We start from the raw sequence: 18,879 nt of genomic DNA, 5'->3' as shown, positions 1-18,879 counted from the left end.
CACCGGTGGAGGTGGTCGCGTGCCAGACCGACAACCGATCCGACAACCGGCGCTGAAGGCAACCGGCCTCGCGTCGCGGGCCCCGTTGTGCCCGATGGGCCGAGGCTCCGGGCCGCCGCAGGCGGATCGACCTCCTGGTCACGCCACCTCGTGGCGCAAGCGCCGGGTGCTGCTGCTCAACACGACCTTCGAGCCCCTCACCGCGCTCCCGCTGCGCCGAGCCATCGTGATGGTCGTCTGCGGCAAGGCCGAGGTCGTCCACGGCGACTCGGCCGGGATGACCCTGCACTCGGCGACCGCCGAGGTCGAGATCCCGTCCGTGATCAGGTTGAGCAACTTCGTGCGCGTGCCGTACCGCGGCCGGGTTCCGCTGACCCGGGCAGCGTTGATGCTCCGGGACAACCACCGGTGCGTCTACTGCGGCGCACGAGCGGAAACGATAGATCATGTTCTGCCGCGCAGTCGCGGGGGGCCGCACACGTGGGAGAACTGCGTCGCCTGCTGCACCAAGTGCAACCACCGCAAGGCCGACAAGACGCTGAGCGAGCTGGGCTGGCGGCTGCCGGTGGCCCCGCAGGCTCCGCGAGGCCGCCACTGGCGGTTGCTGGCGGGTCTGTCCGAGACGGACCCGCTGTGGTTGCCGTACCTGGGCGAGTCGGCGGCGTGATCCTCGCACCGGGCGCGTCCGCGGCGGCGCGGATCAGCTGATCCGAACTCCGCGGGCGCGACCGCTGATGCGCACACCGTCACGCCGCCCGCTGATGCGCACACCGTCGTGCCTACCGCTGATGCGGACACCGTCCTCGCAGCCGCTGATGCGGACTCCGTCGTGCTTGCCGCTGATGCGCACACCGTCACGCCGCCCGCTGATGCGGACTCCGTCGCGCTGACTGCTGATGCGGACACCGTCCTCGCAGCCGCTGATGCGGACTCCGTCGTGCTTGCCGCTGATGCGCACACCGTCGTGCTTGCCGCTGATGCGGACTCCGTCGCGCTGGCCGCTGATGCGCACACCGTCGTGCCTGCCGCTGATCCGGACTCCGTCGCGCTGTCCGCTGATGCGCACGCCGTCGTCGAGGCTGCTGATGCGCACGCCGTCGCGACGGCTGCTGCTGATGCGCACTCCGTGATCAGCGAGTGGCCGGCCGCTCATCGGAAGGGTGAGTTCGTTGGTCTGAGTGGCGGCTTCGATGATCGACATTGTGTGCCTCCCGCATACGTAGGGTGGTTTGAGCGCATGTGATCAAATATGCAAGACCCATACAGGTGAAAAGCTATGATCAGGAACCGCTCAGAACAAGCCGCCAACCTGCCCCGCATTGCCCCCGTCCGGTCCGACTCCGTTCGGCCGCAAACATTGCTCCGAACGAGTTACAGAGGGTGATTTGGGTCACATGATAGCCCCGGTGTCGGGCAGCAGGTGAAATTCCGGGGCGCCGAGCGCCTCGACGATCGCGGGAGCGGGGCTTCGCGGGCGGCGGGAGCGAGCCCGCCGCTTCGGGCGAAATGCCGGATGATCATCGTGCCGGAGACGGCTCGAGGCCGAGGCGCGCGCGAGGACGCACACACGAAACCTTGGTCATCGGCTACCGTACTGGGCGTGACTGTCGTGGAGAGTGTGCTGTACCTGGCGGTGGTCCCAGCGGCCATCTATGGCGTGATCGTGCTCATCGCGATGTGGCCCAAGCTGTCCCGCGCGCGCTACAGCGCCGGGCAGGACTGGGACTTCGCCCCGGTGTTCTGGTCCGCCAACCCGCAGGGCGTGAACACCGCGGTGTCGGCGGACGGCGAAGGAGAGGACGTGCCGGACGACGCACGGCCCGTCACGGCTCGGGGAGGCGCACGTGGCAACTGGTGAGATCGCGGGTCGGACCGCGGATGCCGACGAGCTCGGCGCAGGTGAGGCGCGCATGTCGACCGGCCGCATGTCCGTGGCGCGACGCGTCGAGCCCGAGCGTCCGCGACTTCCCTTCAGCGCCGGTGAGCTCGCCCGGCTCGACGAGGCGATGGCAGTGGCCAGTCGCAGCACCGGGCTGGAGTTCGCCGTCTACCTCGGTGACCTCGGCGAGGACACCCGCAAGCAGGCCGAGGAGCTGCACGCCAACCTCGGCGCGCAGGCCTCCGAGGGCGTGCTGATCGCGGTGTCGCCCGGTCAGCGCAAGTTCGAGATCGTGACCGGCGAAGAGGCCCACCGCCGCATCCCGGACCGCACCTGCCAGCTGGCCGCGATGAGCATGGTCGCCTCCTTCAAGGAGGACGAGATCATCGAAGGCCTGGTCAGCGCCGTCCGCATGCTCTCCGACGCAGCAGGAACCTCCTTCAAGAAGCAGTCCGACCACCACTGAGAACTCTTCGTTGATCGTTCTGCGTGGCGGTGCGGGTGGCGGAACCTGACACGCCTTCTGGACTCCGTGCGCCACTCCTGATGCATGCCAATGCACGGCGTCGCGGCGTACTCGCCGGAAGACGTGTCAGAACCCGCGGCTACGCCTCTTGCAGATCACACGACGAAGCCGCCCCGGTCGCCAACGACCGGGGCGGCTTCGTCGTGCTGTCAGGAGTTACGAGCGGTCGAACTCGCGGGCTGCGAGGGCGCGGACGATGCCCGCGCGGCCCTCGGAGACCAGCCGGCGCAGCGCGGCCGGGCGCTCACCGGCCAGCCACTGGTCGGCGGCGGTGACGGTCTCGTCGGTGACGGCCCAGGACGGGAACAGCCCGATCACCGTCGGCTGAGCCCGCTCGCTGGAGCGGCGCTGCCAGACCTCGTCGATCGACTCGAAGTACCGCTGCACGTACGGCACCAGCAGTTCCCGCTGCGCGGGGTGCTGGAAGCCGGCGATGATCGAGTCGCTGACCGCGTTCGGCAGCTGGTCGTCGTGCACCGCGCGCTGCCACGCCTTCTCCTTCGATCCCGCGGTGGGGATCAAGGCGCGGGCCCGCTCGGCGCGACGGCGGCCGGTCGCGGTCTGGTCGGACTCCAGCTCCGCGTCGATCTCCGCCTCACCGGCCGCACCGTGCGCGACCAGGGCCTGCAGCAGGCCCCAGCGCAGGTCGGTGTCGACCGTCAGGCCCTCCAGCGGAGCGGAACCGTCGAGCCAGCCGCGCAGCTCGCCGACCTGCTCGTCGGACAGCACCGAACCGGCCAGCGAGTTGACGAACGCCAGCTGGTGGTCCGAGCCCGGCTCGGCCGCGCGGGCCAGCTCGAACAGCCGCGAGCTGAACCGCCGCCAGCCCTCGGCCTGCCACGACGGGTCGACGTAGGAGTTCAGCGCGGTCTGCGTCTGCAGCAGGACCCGCTGCACCACGCCGATCTGGCTCTCCGCGCCGATGCCGCCTTCGGCCGAGGCGCCCAGCACCAGGGTCACGAAGTCGCGGGCCTTCAGCTCGGCCTCGCGGGTCATCTCCCACGCCGTCGACCAGCACAGCGCCCGCGGCAGCGACTCGTCGATGTCGCCGATCCGGTCCACCAGGGTGGCCAGCGACTCGGGGTCGAAGCGCAGCGAGCAGTAGGTCAGGTCGTCGTCGTTGACCAGCACGAGCTTCCCGCGGTGCACGCCGACCAGGTCCGGGACCTCGGTGACCTCGCCGGTCACGTCGAGCTCGACGCGGTGCTTGCGCACCAGCTTGCCGCCCTCGTCGTCGTAGACGCCGATCGCCAGGCGGTGCGTGCGCAGCTCACCGGCACCGGGGCGGGCGCCGTTCTGCACCACCGAGAACTGGGTGAACCGGCCCTCGTCGTCGGTGCTGAAGCGCGGGCGCAGCATGTTCAGGCCGGTGGTCTCCAGCCACTGCGCGCTCCACCAGGACAGGTCCCGGCCGGACGCCCCCTCCAGCGCCTTGAGCAGGTCGTCGAGGGTGGCGTTGCTCCACGCGTGGCGGTCGAAGTAGACCCGCAGCCCGGCCAGGAAGTTGTCCAGACCGACGTAGGCCACCAGCTGCTTGAGCACCGAGGCGCCCTTGGCGTAGGTGATGCCGTCGAAGTTGACCTCCACGGCCTGCAGGTCCGGGATGTCGGCGGCCACCGGGTGGGTGGAGGGCAGCTGGTCCTGGCGGTAGGCCCAGGACTTCTCGACGCTGGCGAAGGTCGTCCAGGCGGCGTCGTACTCGGTCGCGCCGACCTGCGCGAGGACGCTGGCCCAGGTCGCGAAGGACTCGTTGAGCCACAGGTCGTTCCACCAGCGCATGGTGACCAGGTCGCCGAACCACATGTGCGCCATCTCGTGCAGCACGGTCTCGGCGCGGCGCTCGTAGAGGTAGCCGGTGACCTTCGACCGGAACACGTAGTCCTCGAGGAAGGTCACGCAGCCGGCGTTCTCCATCGCGCCCGCGTTGAACTCCGGCACGAAGCACTGGTCGTACTTGCCGAACGGGTACGGGACCCCGAAAGCCTTGTGGTAGAAGCCGAATCCCTGCTTGGTCTCGGTGAACAGGCGCTCGGCGTCGAGGTGGTCGGCCAGCGAGGCGCGGCAGTAGATCCCCAGCGGGATCGCCTCCTGCCCGTCCTCGCCGGGGAAGGTGTCGCGCCACTCGGCGTAGGGACCGGCCACCAGCGCCACCAGGTAGGTGGACATCGGCTTGGTGGTGTCGAAGGTGTGGCGCTTGCCCGCACCGGTCTCGGTGACCTCGCCGGCGGCGTTGGAGATGACCTTCCAGTCGCCCGGGGCGTCCACCGTGATCTGGTAGGTCGCCTTCAGATCGGGCTGGTCGAAGCAGGTGAACATCCGCTTCGCGTCGGCGGTTTCGAACTGGCTGTAGAGGTAGACCGCGCCGTCGACCGGGTCGATGAAGCGGTGCAGACCTTCGCCGGTGTTGGTGTAGGCGCAGTCGGCGCGCACCACGAGCTCGTTCTCAGCGGCCAGGCCGGGCAGGCGGATTCCGGTGGACTCGTCGTAGTCGGAGACGTCGAGCTCGACACCGTTGAGCACCGCGCCGTGCACCTTGTCGGCCACCAGGTCGATCCAGGTGTCGGCGCCGGTCTGGTTGCTGCGGAAGCGAACCGTGGTCGTGGAACCGAAGGTCTCCACTTCCACACCGCCCGCGCCGGCGGAGAGGTCCAGTTCGATCACATAGGACTGGACCTCCAGCAACGCGGCGCGCTGCTCGGCCTGTTCGCGGGTGAGGTTCGGCGGTGCCACGGATCACCTCGTAGTTCGTAGGGGATGGATCAGGGCCGGTTGGATGCCCGGCGCAGGCATCAAATCACGTCCGGGCGGAGGCGCGCTGCCGGGCAGGCACCTCCGCGATCATCGGCGTGTCGGTCTGATCGGGAAGACAAACGGCCGCACGGGGGTTACTACTCCTAGACGTGGTGCTCGCGCAGGCACCTGGACGATTTCGACTGATGGAGGCACGGATGACCGCCGCTGCCCGCCCACGGGTGGACTTCTACTTCGACCCGCTGTGCCCGTTCGCCTGGGTTTCCTCGCGCTGGATCCTGGAGGTCGACAAGGTTCGCGACATCGTCCTGAACTTCCGGGTCATGAGCCTGTCGGTGCTCAACGAGGGGCGTGACCTGCCCGAGGAGTACCTCGATCTGATGGAGCGCGGCTGGGGGCCGGTGCGCGTGTGCATCGCCGCGGCCAAGCACCACGGCGACGAGGTCCTCGCGCCGCTGTACACGGCCCTGGGCACCCGCATCCACGACCAGGGGATCAAGGACTTCACCGAGGCCATCGAGGGCGCCCTGGCCGAGGTCGGCCTGCCCGCCGAGCTCGCCGAGGCCGCCACCAGCACCGAGTACGACGAGGAGCTGCGCGCCAGCCACCACGCGGGCATGGACCCTGTCGGCGACGAGGTGGGCACACCCACCCTGCACGTCGACGGCGTCGCCTTCTTCGGTCCGGTGATCACCCGCGTCCCCCAGGGCGAGGAGGCCGCGAAGATCTTCGACGGCGCGGTCGCGATGGCCAGCTACCCGTACTTCTTCGAGCTCAAGCGCAGCCGCACCGAAAGCCCGCAGTTCGACTACTGATCCACCACTTTCGGGAAAATTCCGATCATTCCCGGTATTTTCCCGGAAGGGTGCTCTGACCTGCGGCGATGCGTTGCGGGCAGTTTTTCCCGGTCATCACAGTTCACGACCGTCCACAGAGGCCGAAGCCGTCCGCAAGACGGCTTCGGCCCCCCGGGGTCGGCTCAGGTCCGCTGCAAGCCGGACATGACCTCGGCGACCGGGCGGTCGTCGCGCAGGTCCCACAGCGACGCGACGATCTCGGCGGCTCGGTCCGCTCCCACCACCCGTTCGGCGTTGCCGGTGAACTTGGCGGCGAGCTCGTCGGCCGACAGCGGTCGCTGCGGGCCGCCCCGGTTCTCCCGGACGCGCTCGGTCACCGTGGTGCCGTCGGCGAGCTCGGCGGTGAGCACCGCCGGGAACTGGCGCGGGAACCCGGCCGTCGCCTCCTCGTCGGCGACGACCCGCACCCGCCCGGCGAGGTCCAGCCGCGCGGGATCGGCCGCGGCGGCGTCGGTGAAGTCCTCGTGGAACACCCCCAGCCCGCCGCCACCGATCAGCGCCGCCGCCACGGTGTAGGGACCGGAGAACGCCGCGTGGTACCCGGAACGGGGCCGCCGCTTCTCCTCGGCGGGCTCGGCGATCGTGCGCAGCACCGGGGCCGGAACCCCGAGCACCAGCTCGCGGACCTGGTCGGCGGTCACCCCGCGCTCTCGCAGCCGCAGCGCCGCGTCCACGCCCGCGTGCGTGAAGTGGTTGCACGGGTAGGGCTTGAAGAACACCCCGGGCGTCTCCCACTGCTCGCCGAGACCGTCGGTGACCCGCTCCGGGTGCGTCCGCTCACCGCAGAACGCGCGCAGGAAGCCGAAGCGACCCTCGATGACCGTCGGCGGCCCGGTGAGGCCGTGCCTCGCGAGGTCTGCGGCCGACACGCCCGCGTGCGCGGCCCAGCCGCAGTGCACCCGCTTGATCGTGCCGCCGGTCCGGTTGGCCTCGATGACCCCGGCGCCCATGCTCGCAGCGATGCCGATGACCGAGGTCAGCTGGTCGGCGTCGAGCCCCTGCAGCATCCCCGAGGCGACGGCCGCGCCCACGGCGCCGCAGATCGCGGTCGCGTGCTGGCCGTGCTCGAAGAACACCGAGTTGCCCAGCTCCTCGTCGTAACCCGCCATGCCCAGCCGGCAGGTCACCTCGATGCCCATCGCCGCCGCGGCCAGCAGCGCCTTCCCACCCGCGCCGGTGCGCTCGGCGGTCGCCAGCGCCGCCGGGACGACGGCCGCCGACGGGTGCAGGACCGACGGCAGGTGCGTGTCGTCGAAGTCCAGGCTGTGCGCCAGCGTGCCGTTGACCAGTGCCGCCGACGGTGCTGGAAGTCGTTGCGCCAGGCCGATTCCGGTCGCCTGCGGCGCGCCGCCCCACTCGGTGGCGACCGCGCCCGCGATGCGAGCCGGTTCTTCGCGGGTGGCTGCCAGGGAGTTGCCGACGACGTCCACGATCCGCCGGACCAGGTCGTCGGCCAGCCGGTCGTCGACGCCGTCGGCGATCAACTTCGCGCCGACCTCGCCGATCCGCTGCGCGGGGGTGCTCATGCCGGGACCACCGCCAGCGGGCGGACCGGAGCTCCGGTGGCGCCGACGATCCGCAGCGGCGCGAACACGGCCAGGAACTCGCCGAGACCGGCCTCGGAGGCGTCCTCGCAGGCCATGTGCTCGACGATGTGGATGCCGTGGTCGACCAGCAGCACGCGGTGCACCGGGAGCACCCGGTGCCCGGCGCCTGCCGGGATCTGCTCGTAGGCGGTGGTGTCCGAGCCGGTCGCGACGATCCGGCGCTCGGCCAGCCAGTGCGCGCCGTCCACGGTCATGCCGGGAACGCCGGTCTCCTTGCCGACGTAGGCCTGCGGGTCGCCGAACAGGCGGCCCCAGCCGGTGCGCACCACGGCGATGTCGCCGGGGCCGGGCTCGGCTCCGGCTCGCTCCGCGGCCCGCGCCAGGTCGTCGGCGGTCACGCCGTACCCGGGTTCGAGCACGTCCACCCCGCGCGCGGCGGCGACGTCGAGGAACACGCCCCGGGTGACCATCGGCGGGATGGTCTCCGCGCCGTGCACGGTGTGCTTGCCGCCGCGCTGGGCCTCGGCGGCGTCGACCCCGCCGTGCAGCAGCCCGTCGTGGCTGACGTGGGCCAGCGCGTCGACGTGGGTGCCGGTGTGCCCGCCGGTGACGATGACCTCGTTGGACGCCGACCCGCCGTCCGGGCGGACCGCGTCGCCGTGCCGGCGCTCCAGCGTCATCCGGAAGCCGGGGTGGTTCGGCGAACCCGCCATCCCGGTGTAGAGCGGATGTCCGAGCTCGATCACCCGCGTCCCGGCGCGGACGGCGTCGAGCAGGTCGGGGCCTGCGGAGGTGGTGGTCACGAGTTGCTCCTTCCCGGCCGCGCACCGGCCGGTTCGTCGTGATCGTGCGGGGAGTGGTCGAGCGCGTCGGCGAGTTCGGTCACCCAGCGGGCACCGGCGACGACGGCCGGGTCGACGAAGTGACCGCGGTCGTCGACCCACGCCGCGGAGTCGCCCGCGACGTCGAGGGCGTCGAGCAGAGCGCGGGCCTGCTCGACCTCGTCGCGGTCCGGGGTGAAGGCGTGGTGCACCGGGTCGATCTGCCCCGGGTGGATCACCGAGCGGCCGAAGAACCCCGCGTCGCGCATCGCGGTGCTGTCCTCGGCGAGCCCGGTGCGGTCGGACAGGTCGGTCCAGACGCTGGCGATCGGGCTGGGCAGCCCGGCCGCGCGGTTCGCGGCGACGATGCGGGCGCGGGCCCACGACAGCTCGCGGCGGTCGCGGATCCGCAGGTCGGCGGCCAGATCGGTCTCGCCGGGGGAGACACCGGCGATCAGCGGGTGGCATTCGGCGAGGTCGAACGCCTCGCGCAGGCCCCTGGCGCTCTCGATGAGCAGGTGCAGCGGGAGACCGGTCCGCTCGGCCAGCGCTGCGACGGCCGCGGGGTCCTCGGCCTTGGGGACCCGCAGACCCGCGGCGCCGCTGCCGGTCAGCGCCGAGGCGTCGTCGTCGGACCAGTCGGTGCCCGCGCCGTTGACGCGGACCCAGACCTCCTCGGGCCGGGAACCGCAGGTCTCCACGGCCGTCTCCCTCGCCCGCTGCTTGTGCGCGGGCGGCACCGAGTCCTCCAGGTCCACGACGACCGCGTCGGCCGGACCCGCGAGCGCCTTGGCGACGAGGTCCGCGCGGTGCCCGGGGACGTAGAGCCAGCTGCGGGCCAGTCCGATGGTGGTCACGGGCAGCCCGCCTCTCCGCGATCTTCAGTGGTGGTCGCGTCCGGAGGCGAACTCGCGTGTCGCGGTGTCTTGTGGCCGGGTTGCATCACGGTCCCCTGAGGTGCGGTTGACCAGGGCACGAGGGGCGTCACAGGACCCCCTGCGCCCGCAGTTGTTCCAGTTCGTCGGCGTCGACGCCGAGCCGGCCCAGGATCTCGGCGGTGTGCGCGCCGAGCTTCGGGCCCGTGGTGCGGACCGATCCGGGGGTCTCCGACAGCCGGAACGGGGTGTTCTGGAAGCGGACCGGGCCCAGCTCGTCGTCGTCGATCGTCACGATGCTGCCCAGGGCGTTGAAGTGCGGGTCGGCGAGCACGTCGGCGGCCGTGTAGATCGGCGCCACCGCGGCTTCGGCCTTCTCGAAGGCCTCGACGACCTCGTCCCGGTCGCGGGCGGCGATCCAGGAGCCGACGGCCGCGTCGAGCTCTTCGACGTGCTCGGCCCGGCTCGCGCCGCTGGCGAACCACGGTTCGTCGATCAGCTCGGGCGCCCCGACCAGCCGCATCACGCGCTCGGCGATGGAGTGGGCGCTGGTGGACACGGCCACCCACTGGCCGTCGGCGCACTGGTAGGTGTTGCGCGGGGCGTTGTTGGTGGAGCGGTTGCCGGTGCGCGGCTGCAGGATGCCGAGCTGGTCGTAGGCGATCAGCCCCGGTCCGAGCAGGTGCAGCAGCGGTTCGATGATCGCGGTGTCGAGGACCTGCCCGCGGCCGGTGGTCTCCCGGGCGCGCAGCGCGGTCATGATGCCGAACGCCGTGGTCAACGCGGCGACGCCGTCGGCGAGCCCGAACGGCGGCAGGGTGGGCGGACCGTCGGGATCACCGGTCATGGCGGCGAACCCGCTCATCGCCTCGGCGAGCGTCCCGAACCCGGGGCGGCTCGAGTACGGCCCGGTCTGGCCGAACCCGGTCACCCGCGCCAGCACCAGCCGTGGGTTGCGGGCGGACAGCTCCTCCCAGCCGAGACCCCAGCGCTCCAGCGTTCCGGGCCGGAAGTTCTCGATCACCACGTCGGCGTCGGCGGCGAGGTCGAGGAACAGCTCCCGCCCGCGCGGGGTGGACAGCACCAGCGTGATCGCCCGCTTGTTGCGGGCCAGCATCTTCCACCAGAGCCCGACGCCGTCCTTCTGCGCTCCGTGGGTGCGGGCGGGGTCGCCGCGCGGGTGCTCGATCTTGATGACGTCCGCGCCGTGGTCGCCCAGCAGGGTGGCGGCCAGCGGGCCCGCGAACAGGGTGGAGGCGTCGAGGACCTTCAGGCCTTCCAGCGCAGCCGGGTGGTCGTGGGTCATGGGGTCCCTCCGGTGGGAGTGGGGACGGCGCGCGCGGGTGCGGTGCCGCCGAGCCGAGCGGTGATCCGGTCGGCGGTCTCGATCAGTTCGGGTGCGGTGGCGGCGACGAACTCCTCGGTGACCCGGAACCGCGGTCCGCACACCGAGACCGCGCCGACCAGCCCGCCGGGCCCGAACACGGGCACGGCGACGGAGCCGGCGTCGCCCTGGCGCTCACCGGCGGAGGCCGCGTAGCCGCGCTCGCGGATCCGGTCGAGCTCGGCCCGCAGCGCGTCCGGGTCGGTCGGGGTGGCGGGGGTGAGCGCGGTGAGCTCGCCGGCCAGCAGCCGGTCGACCTCGTCGGGGTCGGAGTGGGCGAGCATGCACTTGCCGGACGAGCCCGCGTGCAGCGGGAACCGCCTGCCGAGCTCCACCGACATGGTGATCTCGTGGTTGCCCACGACCTGGTCGAGGTAGACGCGGCCCCCGTGCACCTTCGCGCTGATCGTGACGGTCTCGTGCAGGCGGTCGCGCAGCTCGGCCAGGAACGGCAGGGCCGCCGCCCGCAGGTCGGAGTCGCGCAGCGCCCGGCTGCCCAGCGCCGCCGCCGCGGGCCCGAGCCGGTACTCGCGGCTCTCCGGGTCGTAGGCGATGAGGTTCCGGCTGGTCAGGGACTGCAGGATGCGGTGTACGACCGCCTTGGACAGGCCCAGCTCCCGGGACACCCGGCTCACGCCGAGGGTGGGCGGTCCGTAGGTGAACAACAGCAGGACGTCCGCCACCCGCTCGGTGGCGCCGGTCCCGCCGCTCGACTCCGACACGCGATCCTCCTCGTGCTGATTCTCGTACCGCTAGACGGAACAAGAGTGTGGGTCGCTGTTGCGAGTGTCAAGGAATTTACATCGCAAGTATTGCACTTATCCAGGCCACCTGGTGTTATCGACCTCACCGAACGGTCGGGCACGGTGTTCCGCTTAGCGAAACGGTTTGCCCGGCTGGGATGAGGAGGAACGATGACGTTCGACGTGGACCTGGTGGTCGCGGGTGCCGGTGGCGGGCTGACCGCCGCGATCCGGGCCGCCGAGCTCGGTCTCGACGTGCTCGTGGTGGACTCCGACCCGAACTTCCGCCGCGGCAACAACACGTCGATGTCCACCGCGATGATTCCCGGGCCCGGTTCGCGCTTCCAGGCCGCGGCGGGGATCGACGACTCGCCGGAGCTCTTCGTCGCCGACGTCGAGCGCAAGACCGGCGGGATCGCCGACGTGCGGATCGCCTCGGCGCTGGCCCACGTCGGCGCCGAACTCGTCGAATGGCTCGCCGACCACGTCGGGATGCCGATCGAGCTGCCCACCGACTTCGCCTACCCCGGGCACTCCGCGCGCAGGGTGCACAGCCTGCCCGGCAGGCACGGCTCGTCCCTGCTGCGCCACCTGCTGGAGGCCGTCGACCGCAGCGAGCGGATCGACCTGATGGTTCCCGCCCGGCTGACCGCCGTCGAGGCGGGAGGTGACGGCGGCAGGATCGCCGTCGTCGAAACCCCGGACGGCGGGCGCGAGGAGATCAGCACCCGCGCGGTGCTGCTGGCCACCAACGGCTACGGCGCCGACGCCGCGCTCGTCGCGACGCACCTGCCCGAGATCGCCGGTGCGCACTACCACGGCGGCGAGCACTCGCGCGGCGACGCGCTGCGGATCGGCGGCGAGCTCGGCGCGGCCACCGGATTCCTGGACGCCTACCAGGGCCACGCCGCCCTCTCGGCGTCCGCGCAGACCCTCGTGACCTGGACCGCCGTGATGCACGGCGGTGCCGTCGTCGACACCGGCGGACGGCGCTTCGGCGACGAGACCACCGGGTACTCCGAGTACGCCGCCGCGCTCGCGGCCCGCCCGGGTGGGCGCGGATGGCTGGTGTTCGACGAGCGCATCGACGGGTTGTGCCGGGCCTTCGGCGACTACCAGGACGTCCTGGCGGCGGGCGCGGTGCGCAGCGCGGACTCGGTGCCCGAGCTGGCGGAGCTGATCGGGGTCCCGGCGGAGCCGCTGGCATCCGAGCTCGACGCGCTGGCCGAGGTCGCGGCGGGGGAGCGGGCCGACCGGTTCGGCCGCACCACCGCCACACCGCTGCGCGCGCCGCTGCGAGCCGTGGAGATCATCCCGGCCCTGTTCCACACCCAGGGCGGTGTGCTCGTCGACGAGCACGCGCGCGTCCTCGACACCGCCGGGGAGCCGATCCCCGGTCTCTACGCCGCCGGCGGTGCCGCCGCCGGCATCTCCGGCCACGGCGCGGCCGGCTACCTGGCCGGCAACGGCCTGCTGCCCGCGCTGGGCCTCGCCTACCTCGCCGCCGGGCACCTCGCCCGCTCGGCCTCCACCACTCGATCCCTCACTCCGGAAGGTGCCAGATGACCCAGCCCGACCTGATCATCCGCGACGTGCGCGTCGTCCGTCCCGGCGGCGGGGAGCCCGTCGCCGCCGACATCGCGGTCACCGGCGGCGTCGTCTCCGAGGTCGGCCCCGGGCTGGCCGTTCCGGAGGGCACCGAGGTGCACGAGGGGCGCGGACGGCTCGCGTTCCCCGGCGTCGTCGACGCCCACCAGCACTGGGGCATCTACAACCCGCTGTCCGACGACACGGCCACCGAGAGCCGCGCGTGCGCGCAGGGCGGGGTGACGACCTCGCTGACCTACATGCGCACCGGGCAGTACTACCTCAACCGCGGCGGCCCGTACTCGGAGGTGTTCCCCGAGGTGCTCGCCGCCGCCGAGGGACGGTCCTACGTGGACTACGCCTTCCACCTCGCGCCCATGCAGGCCTCGCACATCGACGAGATCCCCGCGCTGGTCCGCGACCACGGCGTGACCTCGTTCAAGATCTTCATGTTCTACGGGAGCCACGGGCTGCACGGCCGCTCCACCGACCAGAGCGACTTCCTGATGATCCCCGAGGGCGAGCGCTACGACATCGCCCACTTCGAGTTCGTCATGCGCGGCATCCAGGCCGCGCGCGAGGCGAACCCGGACATCGCCGACCAGATCTCGCTGTCCCTGCACTGCGAGACCGCCGAGATCATGACCGCCTACACGCGGCTGGTCGAGGAGGAGGGCGAGCTGTCCGGGCTGGAGGCCTACAGCGCCTCGCGCCCGCCGCACTCGGAGGGCCTGGCGGTGACCATCGCCTCCTACCTCGCGCACGAGACGGGCCTGCCGACCATCAACCTGCTGCACCTGTCGTCGGCCAAGGCGATGGAGGCCGCGATGCTGATGGCCAAGACCTTCCCGCACGTGGACTTCCGGCGCGAGGTCACCATCGGGCACCTGCTCGCCGACGTGACCACGGCCGACGGCGTCGGCGGCAAGGTCAACCCGCCGCTGCGCCCGAGGGCCGACGTCGAGAAGCTCTGGGAGCACCTGCTCGCCGGTGACGTCAGCTGGGTCGTGTCCGATCACGCCTGCTGCCGCGAGGAGAAGAAGTTCGGCGAGGACCACGACGACGTGTTCGCGGCGAAGTCCGGCTTCGGCGGAACCGAGTACCTGCTGCCGGGTCTCGTCGGCGAGGGCCGCAAGCGCGGGCTGTCGATGTCGACCGTCGCCGAGCTCGTCTCGACCAACCCCGCCCGGCGCCTCGGCCTGCCCACCAAGGGCGACATCGCCCCGGGATTCGACGCCGACATCGCGCTGGTGAACCCGGACCGCTCCTTCGTGGTGGACCCGGCGGACTCGGAATCCACCCAGGAGTACACGCCCTTCCGCGGCATGGAGATCGGCTCGACCGTCGAGACCACGTTCCTGCGGGGACAGCGGATCTTCGACGGCGGCGAGGTCCTGGGCGAGCCGCGGGGCAGCTACCTGCACCGCCCGACGGGCCGCTGACGTGCGCGTCGCGACCACCAACTCCCGCGTGAGAGCAGTGCCGATCCAAGGGAAACCAACATGAGAACACGGTTCCGCTTCGTGACGCTGGGGCTGATCGTCAGCCTCATCATCATCAACTACATCGACCGGAGCGCGGTGTCCTACGCGGTCGAACCGCTGGAGGAGGCCTTCGGGATCACCACCGCGCAGTACGGGATCATCAGCTCGGTCTTCTCCGTCGGCTACATGGTCGCGGCGTTCCTGTCGGGTCCGCTGGTGGACCGCTTCGGCTGCCAGCGGGTGCTGCTGGTGGCGGTCGCGCTGTTCTCGGTGACCACGGCGCTGATCCCGGTCGCCGGTTCGTTCGCCGGTCTGCTGGTGATCCGCCTGCTCCTGGGCGTCGGTGAGTCGCCGGCGTTCCCGGCCGCGACCAGGACGGTCAGCCGCTGGCTGCCGATCCGCGAACGCGGTGTCGCCCTGGCCCTGTGCGGCGGTGTCGCGGTCTCGGGCAGCCTGCTGATCTCCGGGCCGCTGCTGACCAGGCTGATGGACCTCGTCGGCTGGCAGGGCATGTTCTGGACGCTGGCGATCCTCGGTGTGGTGTGGGCGGTCCTGGCGATGGCGCTGCTGCGCGACCTGCCGGAGGAGTCGCCGCGGGTCAACGCCGCCGAGCGGGAGCTGATCGCCTCGGACCAGGAGGCGGAGGCCGGTTCGGGCCGGGCGTCGGTGCGGTGGCGTCCGCTGCTGACGAACCGGAACCTGTGGGTGGTCGCGGGCGGCTACTTCGCGTGGGGCTTCATGTTCTGGGGATTCATGTACTGGCTGCCGTCGTTCCTGTCCGGCGCGTACGGGCTCAGCGTCAAGCAGGCGGGTGCGTTCTCGATCGCTCCGTGGGCGTGCGGCATCGTCGGCGCGCTGGTCGGCGGCGTCGTGGTCGACCGCGTCTACCGGCGCAGCCCGAAGATCCGCAGCCGGTTCGCGGTGATGGGCGTGGCGCTGCTGCTGGCCGGGTGCTCGCTGGTGCCGCTGGCGATCGCGCCGACCCTGACCGTCGCCCTGATCTCGATCTCGCTCGGTGTGGGCTTCGGGTTCGTCACCGGCGGCATCTGGTGGGTCGCGTCCATCGACGCGGCCCCGGACCAGCCGGGCAGCGCGGCGGGATTCGCCGACGCGGCCTTCGCGGCGTCCGGGATCGTGGCACCTTCGGTGATGGGCTTCATCGTGTCCAGCACGGGCAGCTTCACCAGCGGTTTCGTCGTCATGGCCGGACTGGCCGTGCTCGGTGCGCTGCTCATGCTGCTGGTGCCGCGCGAACGCGCGGTCGTGCCTGAGACCACGACCGCCGTCGCGGGCGCTTGACCGTGGGACGGCAGGACGCGGTCCGGGGCGCGGTCGGCCGGCTGGGCGAGTGGGTGGCCGAGCTGCGCTGGTCCGACGTCCCGGCCGAGGTCCGGGAACGGGTGCTGACGGTGCTCGTCGACGCGGTCGCGGTCACCGCGCTCGGCTCGCGCGAACCCGCGCAGCGGGCGCTGGTCGAGCAGTGGGACGCGCCGGACGGGACGGCACCGCTGTTCGGGACGGGCCGCGCGGTGGCGGTGGACGCCGCCGCGTGGCTGAACGCCATCGCCTCGGTCCGGCTCGAACTCGACGACGGGCACCGGCTCGCGGGCGGTCACCCGGCGGCGCACGGATTCCCCGCGGTGCTGGCGCTGGCCTCGCGCGCGACGACGACCGGCGCGGACCTGTGCAGCGCGCTGCTCGCCGCCTACGAGGTCGCCGCCAGGTTCGGCCGCGCGACGCGGCTCCGGCCGGGCACGCACCCGCACGGGAACTGGGGCGTCGCCGGCGCCGGAGCGGGCTGCGCGCGTGTCCTGGGACTTCGTCCCGAGGACGCGGCGGTGGCGATCGACGCCGCCAGCGGTCTGCCCGTCGCCGGCCCGTTCTCGGCCGCGCTGGACGGAAACCCGGTGCGCGACGCCTGGGTCGGCGCGGCCAACCAGTCCGGCTTGGCCGCGGCCCGGCTCGCCGCGTCCAGGACCGGGCACCTGACGGGCATCGCGGCGGATTCGCTCGGCGACCTGCTCGGCGTCCTCGACCCGGCCGCGCTCGACGACGGCCTGGGGGTGCGCTGGGAGGTCGTCGGCGGCTACTTCAAGCAGCACTCGTCGTGCTCGTTCACCCACGCCGCCATCGACGCGGCGCTGTCGCTGCGCGACCAGGTCGACGAGGACTCGGCGGAGGTCCTGGTCGAGATCCACTCCCTGGGTGCGCAGCTGGACCGCACGAGGTGGCCGACGCCGCTGGCCGCGATGTTCTCGCTGCCGTTCGTCGTCGCGACCGCGCTGCGCCGAGGGCACGTCGTCCCGGCGGACCTGTCGCAGGAAGCGCTGGCCGATCCGGGCACCGCGGAGCTCGCCCGTCGTGTCGTGGTGCGCTCGGCGCCCGACCTGGACGCCCGGATGCCTGCCGAGCGCCCGGTCCGGGTCACCGTCGACTCCGCTCGTGGCCGGGTCGTGGCGGAACGCCCGAACCCGGTCGGCGACGCGGATTTCCAGCCCTTCACCCCCGACGACCGGGTCCGCGTCCTGGGCGACCTGCTCGGCACCCCCGAGGCGGTCGAAGACATCCGGGACCACGTCGCCGAGCTGCCGGGCGCGGCGGACGCGGGAGAACTGCTGCGCTCGCTCGGTTCGGCGATCCGCTTCCGATGAGGAGGAACCGCATGCTCGTCCACGCCGTCACCCCGATCACCGTCGGACCGGCCGAGGTGGCCCGCCGCCAGGCCAGGTACGACGCGCTCTCACCGGAGGGGATCGAGGTCGTGCTGACCGACCTGCACCCCGACGGGCCGCGCGCCCTCAACACCGCCGACGACGTGCGCCGCTCGGAAGCCCTGGTCGCGAAGGCCCTGTCCGAAGCGCCGGACTGCGACGCCGTGCTCCCGGACTGCGTGCTCGACCCCGCGGTTCCGGCTGACGGCGGCACGCTCGGCGGCAGGCCCGCGCTCGGCCTGCTGCGGCTGACCATCGGCGCAGCGGTCGCCGCCGGGCACCGGATCGGCGCGATCACCCGCAACGAGGCGATCGCGGCCGAACTCCGCGACCGCGTCACCGCCTACGGCTGGGACTCCTCGTTCCACGAGGTCAGCGTCCTGGACCTGGGCGTGGAGGACATCACCGAACCGGACCGCTGGGCCGCCGCGATGCGCCCCGCCCTCATCGCGGCCCGCGACGCCGGGGTCACCGCGGTGGTCAACGGCTGCTCCGCGGTCGAGACCGCCGACCAGGACCCCGACCTCCCGCTGGTCCTCGACCCGATCCGCACCGGTCTCGGAGTGCTGGCCGCCCTCGGCGGGTGACCGCCCACATCAGTTCGAGGAATGCTGGAGCAGGTGCGGCACCTCATCAAGCTTGCCGAGCGTCCCAACATCACGTTCAGAGTCATCCCAGCATCGGTGAAAACCTGGACACTCGCCCACAACGGTTCGTTCGTGCTGTACGAGTTCGCGAAAGCCGCGCCGACGGTTCACCTGGAGCACTACCGAGCGCCGGTCTTCCTCTATGAGGCAACAGATGTCTCGGCCTACAAGGATGCGCTCGATACCCTCGTGAGCACGGCTACCGGGCCAGACGAATCGATTGCGCTCATGGCCAACATCGCGAAGAACCTGGAAGGGCCACAAGCAATGGCTACGTTAGCCACGAACTGGCGTAAGTCGTCGCGCTCCAATCCGAACGACAACTGCGTCGAGGTCGGCAGCCTCGGAGGCTCCGCCGCTGTCCGTGACACCAAGGACCGCGAGGGCGCCGCCAACCCCACCCAGTGGTCGACCTTCCTCAACGCGGTGAAGTCCGACCGCTTCACCAACTGACCACAACAACGGTGGCCCCGAACCCGCGCAGGTCCGGGGCTGCCGTGCTTCTGAGATGCGTCCTCGCCCAGGTTGCGCTCGCGCGGCGCTTTGGCTGGATGCGGATCAGGACTGACCGGCGGCGTTGAGTTTCTGGCGGAACCAGTCGGGCATGTGCTCTTCATCGCGGGGGAACATGTCCTGCTCCTTGCGGAAGCTTTCGAGCGGCGGGTTCCACGGGGGTTCGTTGTCCCGGTTGTAGAAGATCTCATAGGTATCGGGCGGGGTGATCCGGAAGAAAGCGGTGTACCAGGTGCCGAGCCCCCCTTCGTACATGCCGACGCGCAGCCGCCAGAAGAGGTTGTCCACTTCCTGTGGTGGTTCCCAGGAGATGGCGGTTCCTTCCGCATCGGTAACGCCCACGCGGACCTCTACGTGGCGGCCGACGCAGAGATATTCGATGGCGAGGAGCTGCCATTTCTCAGGCGCGTTGGCCACCACCACAGCGGCCAACTCGTCCAGCAGTTCCTTCTGCGCTTCCGGTTCCAGACCGCCGGGCTCTGTCATCGGGGTGCTCCTGTGTCCATCGCGATCTTGAGGTGAATGCTTGCCACCGACTGGCCGGCTGCGACCAC

Annotated in this window: 18 protein-coding genes; 10 read left to right on the top strand and 8 right to left on the bottom strand. The window is 71.5% G+C overall.

From position 1 onward, the window contains the following. Window positions 1-19 precede the first annotated feature (19 nt). Entirely contained in the window at window positions 20-667 is a 648-nt protein-coding gene (locus KBO27_RS19980) for an HNH endonuclease (protein WP_235876768.1), read from the top strand. Between the two features lie 33 nt (window positions 668-700). Here the strand turns inward: KBO27_RS19980 and KBO27_RS19975 are convergent, their stop codons facing one another. After that, entirely contained in the window at window positions 701-1,201 is a 501-nt protein-coding gene (locus KBO27_RS19975; RefSeq protein ID WP_210971402.1) for a hypothetical protein, read from the bottom strand. Window positions 1,202-1,600: 399 nt separating this feature from the next. Here KBO27_RS19975 and ctaJ point away from each other — a divergent pair, with 399 nt between their 5' ends. Beyond that, window positions 1,601-1,858, top strand: coding sequence for an aa3-type cytochrome oxidase subunit CtaJ (gene ctaJ / locus KBO27_RS19970; protein ID WP_210971401.1), 258 nt, complete (start codon window positions 1,601-1,603; stop codon window positions 1,856-1,858). Next, entirely contained in the window at window positions 1,845-2,345 is a 501-nt protein-coding gene (locus tag KBO27_RS19965; RefSeq protein ID WP_210971400.1) for a DUF5130 family protein, read from the top strand. The genes ctaJ and KBO27_RS19965 overlap by 14 nt, the downstream gene beginning before the upstream one ends. A 216-nt stretch (window positions 2,346-2,561) precedes the next feature. Here the strand turns inward: KBO27_RS19965 and pepN are convergent, their stop codons facing one another. Further along, window positions 2,562-5,135, bottom strand: coding sequence for an aminopeptidase N (gene pepN / locus KBO27_RS19960; RefSeq protein ID WP_210971399.1), 2,574 nt, complete (start codon window positions 5,133-5,135; stop codon window positions 2,562-2,564). Window positions 5,136-5,353: 218 nt separating this feature from the next. Here pepN and KBO27_RS19955 point away from each other — a divergent pair, with 218 nt between their 5' ends. Beyond that, window positions 5,354-5,971, top strand: a complete 618-nt coding sequence (locus KBO27_RS19955) for a mycothiol-dependent nitroreductase Rv2466c family protein (RefSeq protein WP_210971398.1) — start codon at window positions 5,354-5,356, stop codon at window positions 5,969-5,971. Window positions 5,972-6,135: 164 nt separating this feature from the next. Here the strand turns inward: KBO27_RS19955 and KBO27_RS19950 are convergent, their stop codons facing one another. The 5 genes from KBO27_RS19950 to KBO27_RS34645 form a co-directional block, all read right to left on the bottom strand. Next, the gene (locus KBO27_RS19950; protein WP_210971397.1) at window positions 6,136-7,539 is read right to left on the bottom strand and encodes an MmgE/PrpD family protein; all 1,404 of its coding nucleotides are present in this window, start codon (window positions 7,537-7,539) and stop codon (window positions 6,136-6,138) included. Further along, window positions 7,536-8,363: a cyclase family protein gene (locus KBO27_RS19945; RefSeq protein ID WP_307870502.1), complete on the bottom strand. Its 828-nt coding sequence runs from the start codon at window positions 8,361-8,363 to the stop codon at window positions 7,536-7,538. The genes KBO27_RS19950 and KBO27_RS19945 overlap by 4 nt, the downstream gene beginning before the upstream one ends. Next, the gene (locus KBO27_RS19940) at window positions 8,360-9,238 is read right to left on the bottom strand and encodes an HpcH/HpaI aldolase/citrate lyase family protein (RefSeq protein ID WP_307870501.1); all 879 of its coding nucleotides are present in this window, start codon (window positions 9,236-9,238) and stop codon (window positions 8,360-8,362) included. Before KBO27_RS19940 ends, KBO27_RS19945 begins: the two co-directional genes overlap by 4 nt. A gap of 127 nt (window positions 9,239-9,365) precedes the next feature. Next, window positions 9,366-10,562, bottom strand: coding sequence for a CaiB/BaiF CoA transferase family protein (locus KBO27_RS19935; protein ID WP_210971396.1), 1,197 nt, complete (start codon window positions 10,560-10,562; stop codon window positions 9,366-9,368). Next, window positions 10,559-11,362: an IclR family transcriptional regulator gene (locus tag KBO27_RS34645; protein ID WP_132674988.1), complete on the bottom strand. Its 804-nt coding sequence runs from the start codon at window positions 11,360-11,362 to the stop codon at window positions 10,559-10,561. Before KBO27_RS34645 ends, KBO27_RS19935 begins: the two co-directional genes overlap by 4 nt. Window positions 11,363-11,554: 192 nt before the next feature. On the opposite strand from KBO27_RS34645, the gene KBO27_RS19925 reads away from it, so the two are divergent. From KBO27_RS19925 to KBO27_RS33820, 6 genes are read left to right on the top strand one after another with little or no spacing between them, the layout of a single operon-like run. Continuing rightward, window positions 11,555-12,949 carry an FAD-dependent oxidoreductase gene (locus KBO27_RS19925; protein ID WP_210971395.1) on the top strand — a complete coding sequence of 465 codons (1,395 nt, stop codon included), beginning with the start codon at window positions 11,555-11,557 and terminating at the stop codon, window positions 12,947-12,949. Next, on the top strand, window positions 12,946-14,412 hold the full coding sequence (locus KBO27_RS19920; RefSeq protein ID WP_210971394.1) for a dihydroorotase: 1,467 nt from the start codon (window positions 12,946-12,948) through the stop codon (window positions 14,410-14,412). Before KBO27_RS19925 ends, KBO27_RS19920 begins: the two co-directional genes overlap by 4 nt. A 60-nt stretch (window positions 14,413-14,472) precedes the next feature. Beyond that, the gene (locus KBO27_RS19915; protein WP_210971393.1) at window positions 14,473-15,753 is read left to right on the top strand and encodes an MFS transporter; all 1,281 of its coding nucleotides are present in this window, start codon (window positions 14,473-14,475) and stop codon (window positions 15,751-15,753) included. A 2-nt stretch (window positions 15,754-15,755) separates the two neighbouring features. After that, on the top strand, window positions 15,756-17,105 hold the full coding sequence (locus KBO27_RS19910; protein WP_307870500.1) for an MmgE/PrpD family protein: 1,350 nt from the start codon (window positions 15,756-15,758) through the stop codon (window positions 17,103-17,105). An 11-nt stretch (window positions 17,106-17,116) separates the two neighbouring features. Further along, window positions 17,117-17,752, top strand: coding sequence for an aspartate/glutamate racemase family protein (locus KBO27_RS19905; RefSeq protein ID WP_210971392.1), 636 nt, complete (start codon window positions 17,117-17,119; stop codon window positions 17,750-17,752). 21 nt (window positions 17,753-17,773) lie between these two features. After that, window positions 17,774-18,265 (top strand): DUF397 domain-containing protein, encoded by a 492-nt coding sequence (locus KBO27_RS33820; protein ID WP_246537599.1) that lies wholly within the window; start codon window positions 17,774-17,776, stop codon window positions 18,263-18,265. 105 nt (window positions 18,266-18,370) lie between these two features. Here KBO27_RS33820 and KBO27_RS19895 read toward each other — a convergent pair whose 3' ends face one another. Beyond that, window positions 18,371-18,811: a hypothetical protein gene (locus tag KBO27_RS19895; protein ID WP_210971391.1), complete on the bottom strand. Its 441-nt coding sequence runs from the start codon at window positions 18,809-18,811 to the stop codon at window positions 18,371-18,373. Window positions 18,812-18,879 lie beyond the last annotated feature (68 nt).

The sequence above is a fragment of the Saccharopolyspora endophytica genome (assembly GCF_018070075.1).
GTDB classification, from domain to species: domain Bacteria; phylum Actinomycetota; class Actinomycetes; order Mycobacteriales; family Pseudonocardiaceae; genus Saccharopolyspora; species Saccharopolyspora endophytica.
The sequence above is the reverse complement of the archived record's forward strand: the minus strand, read 5'-3'. Positions and strand labels throughout refer to the sequence as shown.

Bases quoted from the DNA above. Each gene is read 5' to 3' on its own strand.
- KBO27_RS19975 (WP_210971402.1), bottom strand. From the start codon at position 1,201: ATGTCGATCATCGAAGCCGCCACTCAGACCAACGAACTCACCCTTCCG.
- KBO27_RS19955 (WP_210971398.1), top strand. From the start codon at position 5,354: ATGACCGCCGCTGCCCGCCCACGGGTGGACTTCTACTTCGACCCGCTG.
- KBO27_RS19950 (WP_210971397.1), bottom strand. From the start codon at position 7,539: ATGAGCACCCCCGCGCAGCGGATCGGCGAGGTCGGCGCGAAGTTGATC.
- KBO27_RS19935 (WP_210971396.1), bottom strand. From the start codon at position 10,562: ATGACCCACGACCACCCGGCTGCGCTGGAAGGCCTGAAGGTCCTCGAC.
- KBO27_RS19925 (WP_210971395.1), top strand. From the start codon at position 11,555: ATGACGTTCGACGTGGACCTGGTGGTCGCGGGTGCCGGTGGCGGGCTG.
- KBO27_RS19920 (WP_210971394.1), top strand. From the start codon at position 12,946: ATGACCCAGCCCGACCTGATCATCCGCGACGTGCGCGTCGTCCGTCCC.
- KBO27_RS19915 (WP_210971393.1), top strand. From the start codon at position 14,473: ATGAGAACACGGTTCCGCTTCGTGACGCTGGGGCTGATCGTCAGCCTC.
- KBO27_RS19905 (WP_210971392.1), top strand. From the start codon at position 17,117: ATGCTCGTCCACGCCGTCACCCCGATCACCGTCGGACCGGCCGAGGTG.
- KBO27_RS33820 (WP_246537599.1), top strand. From the start codon at position 17,774: ATGCTGGAGCAGGTGCGGCACCTCATCAAGCTTGCCGAGCGTCCCAAC.
- KBO27_RS19895 (WP_210971391.1), bottom strand. From the start codon at position 18,811: ATGACAGAGCCCGGCGGTCTGGAACCGGAAGCGCAGAAGGAACTGCTG.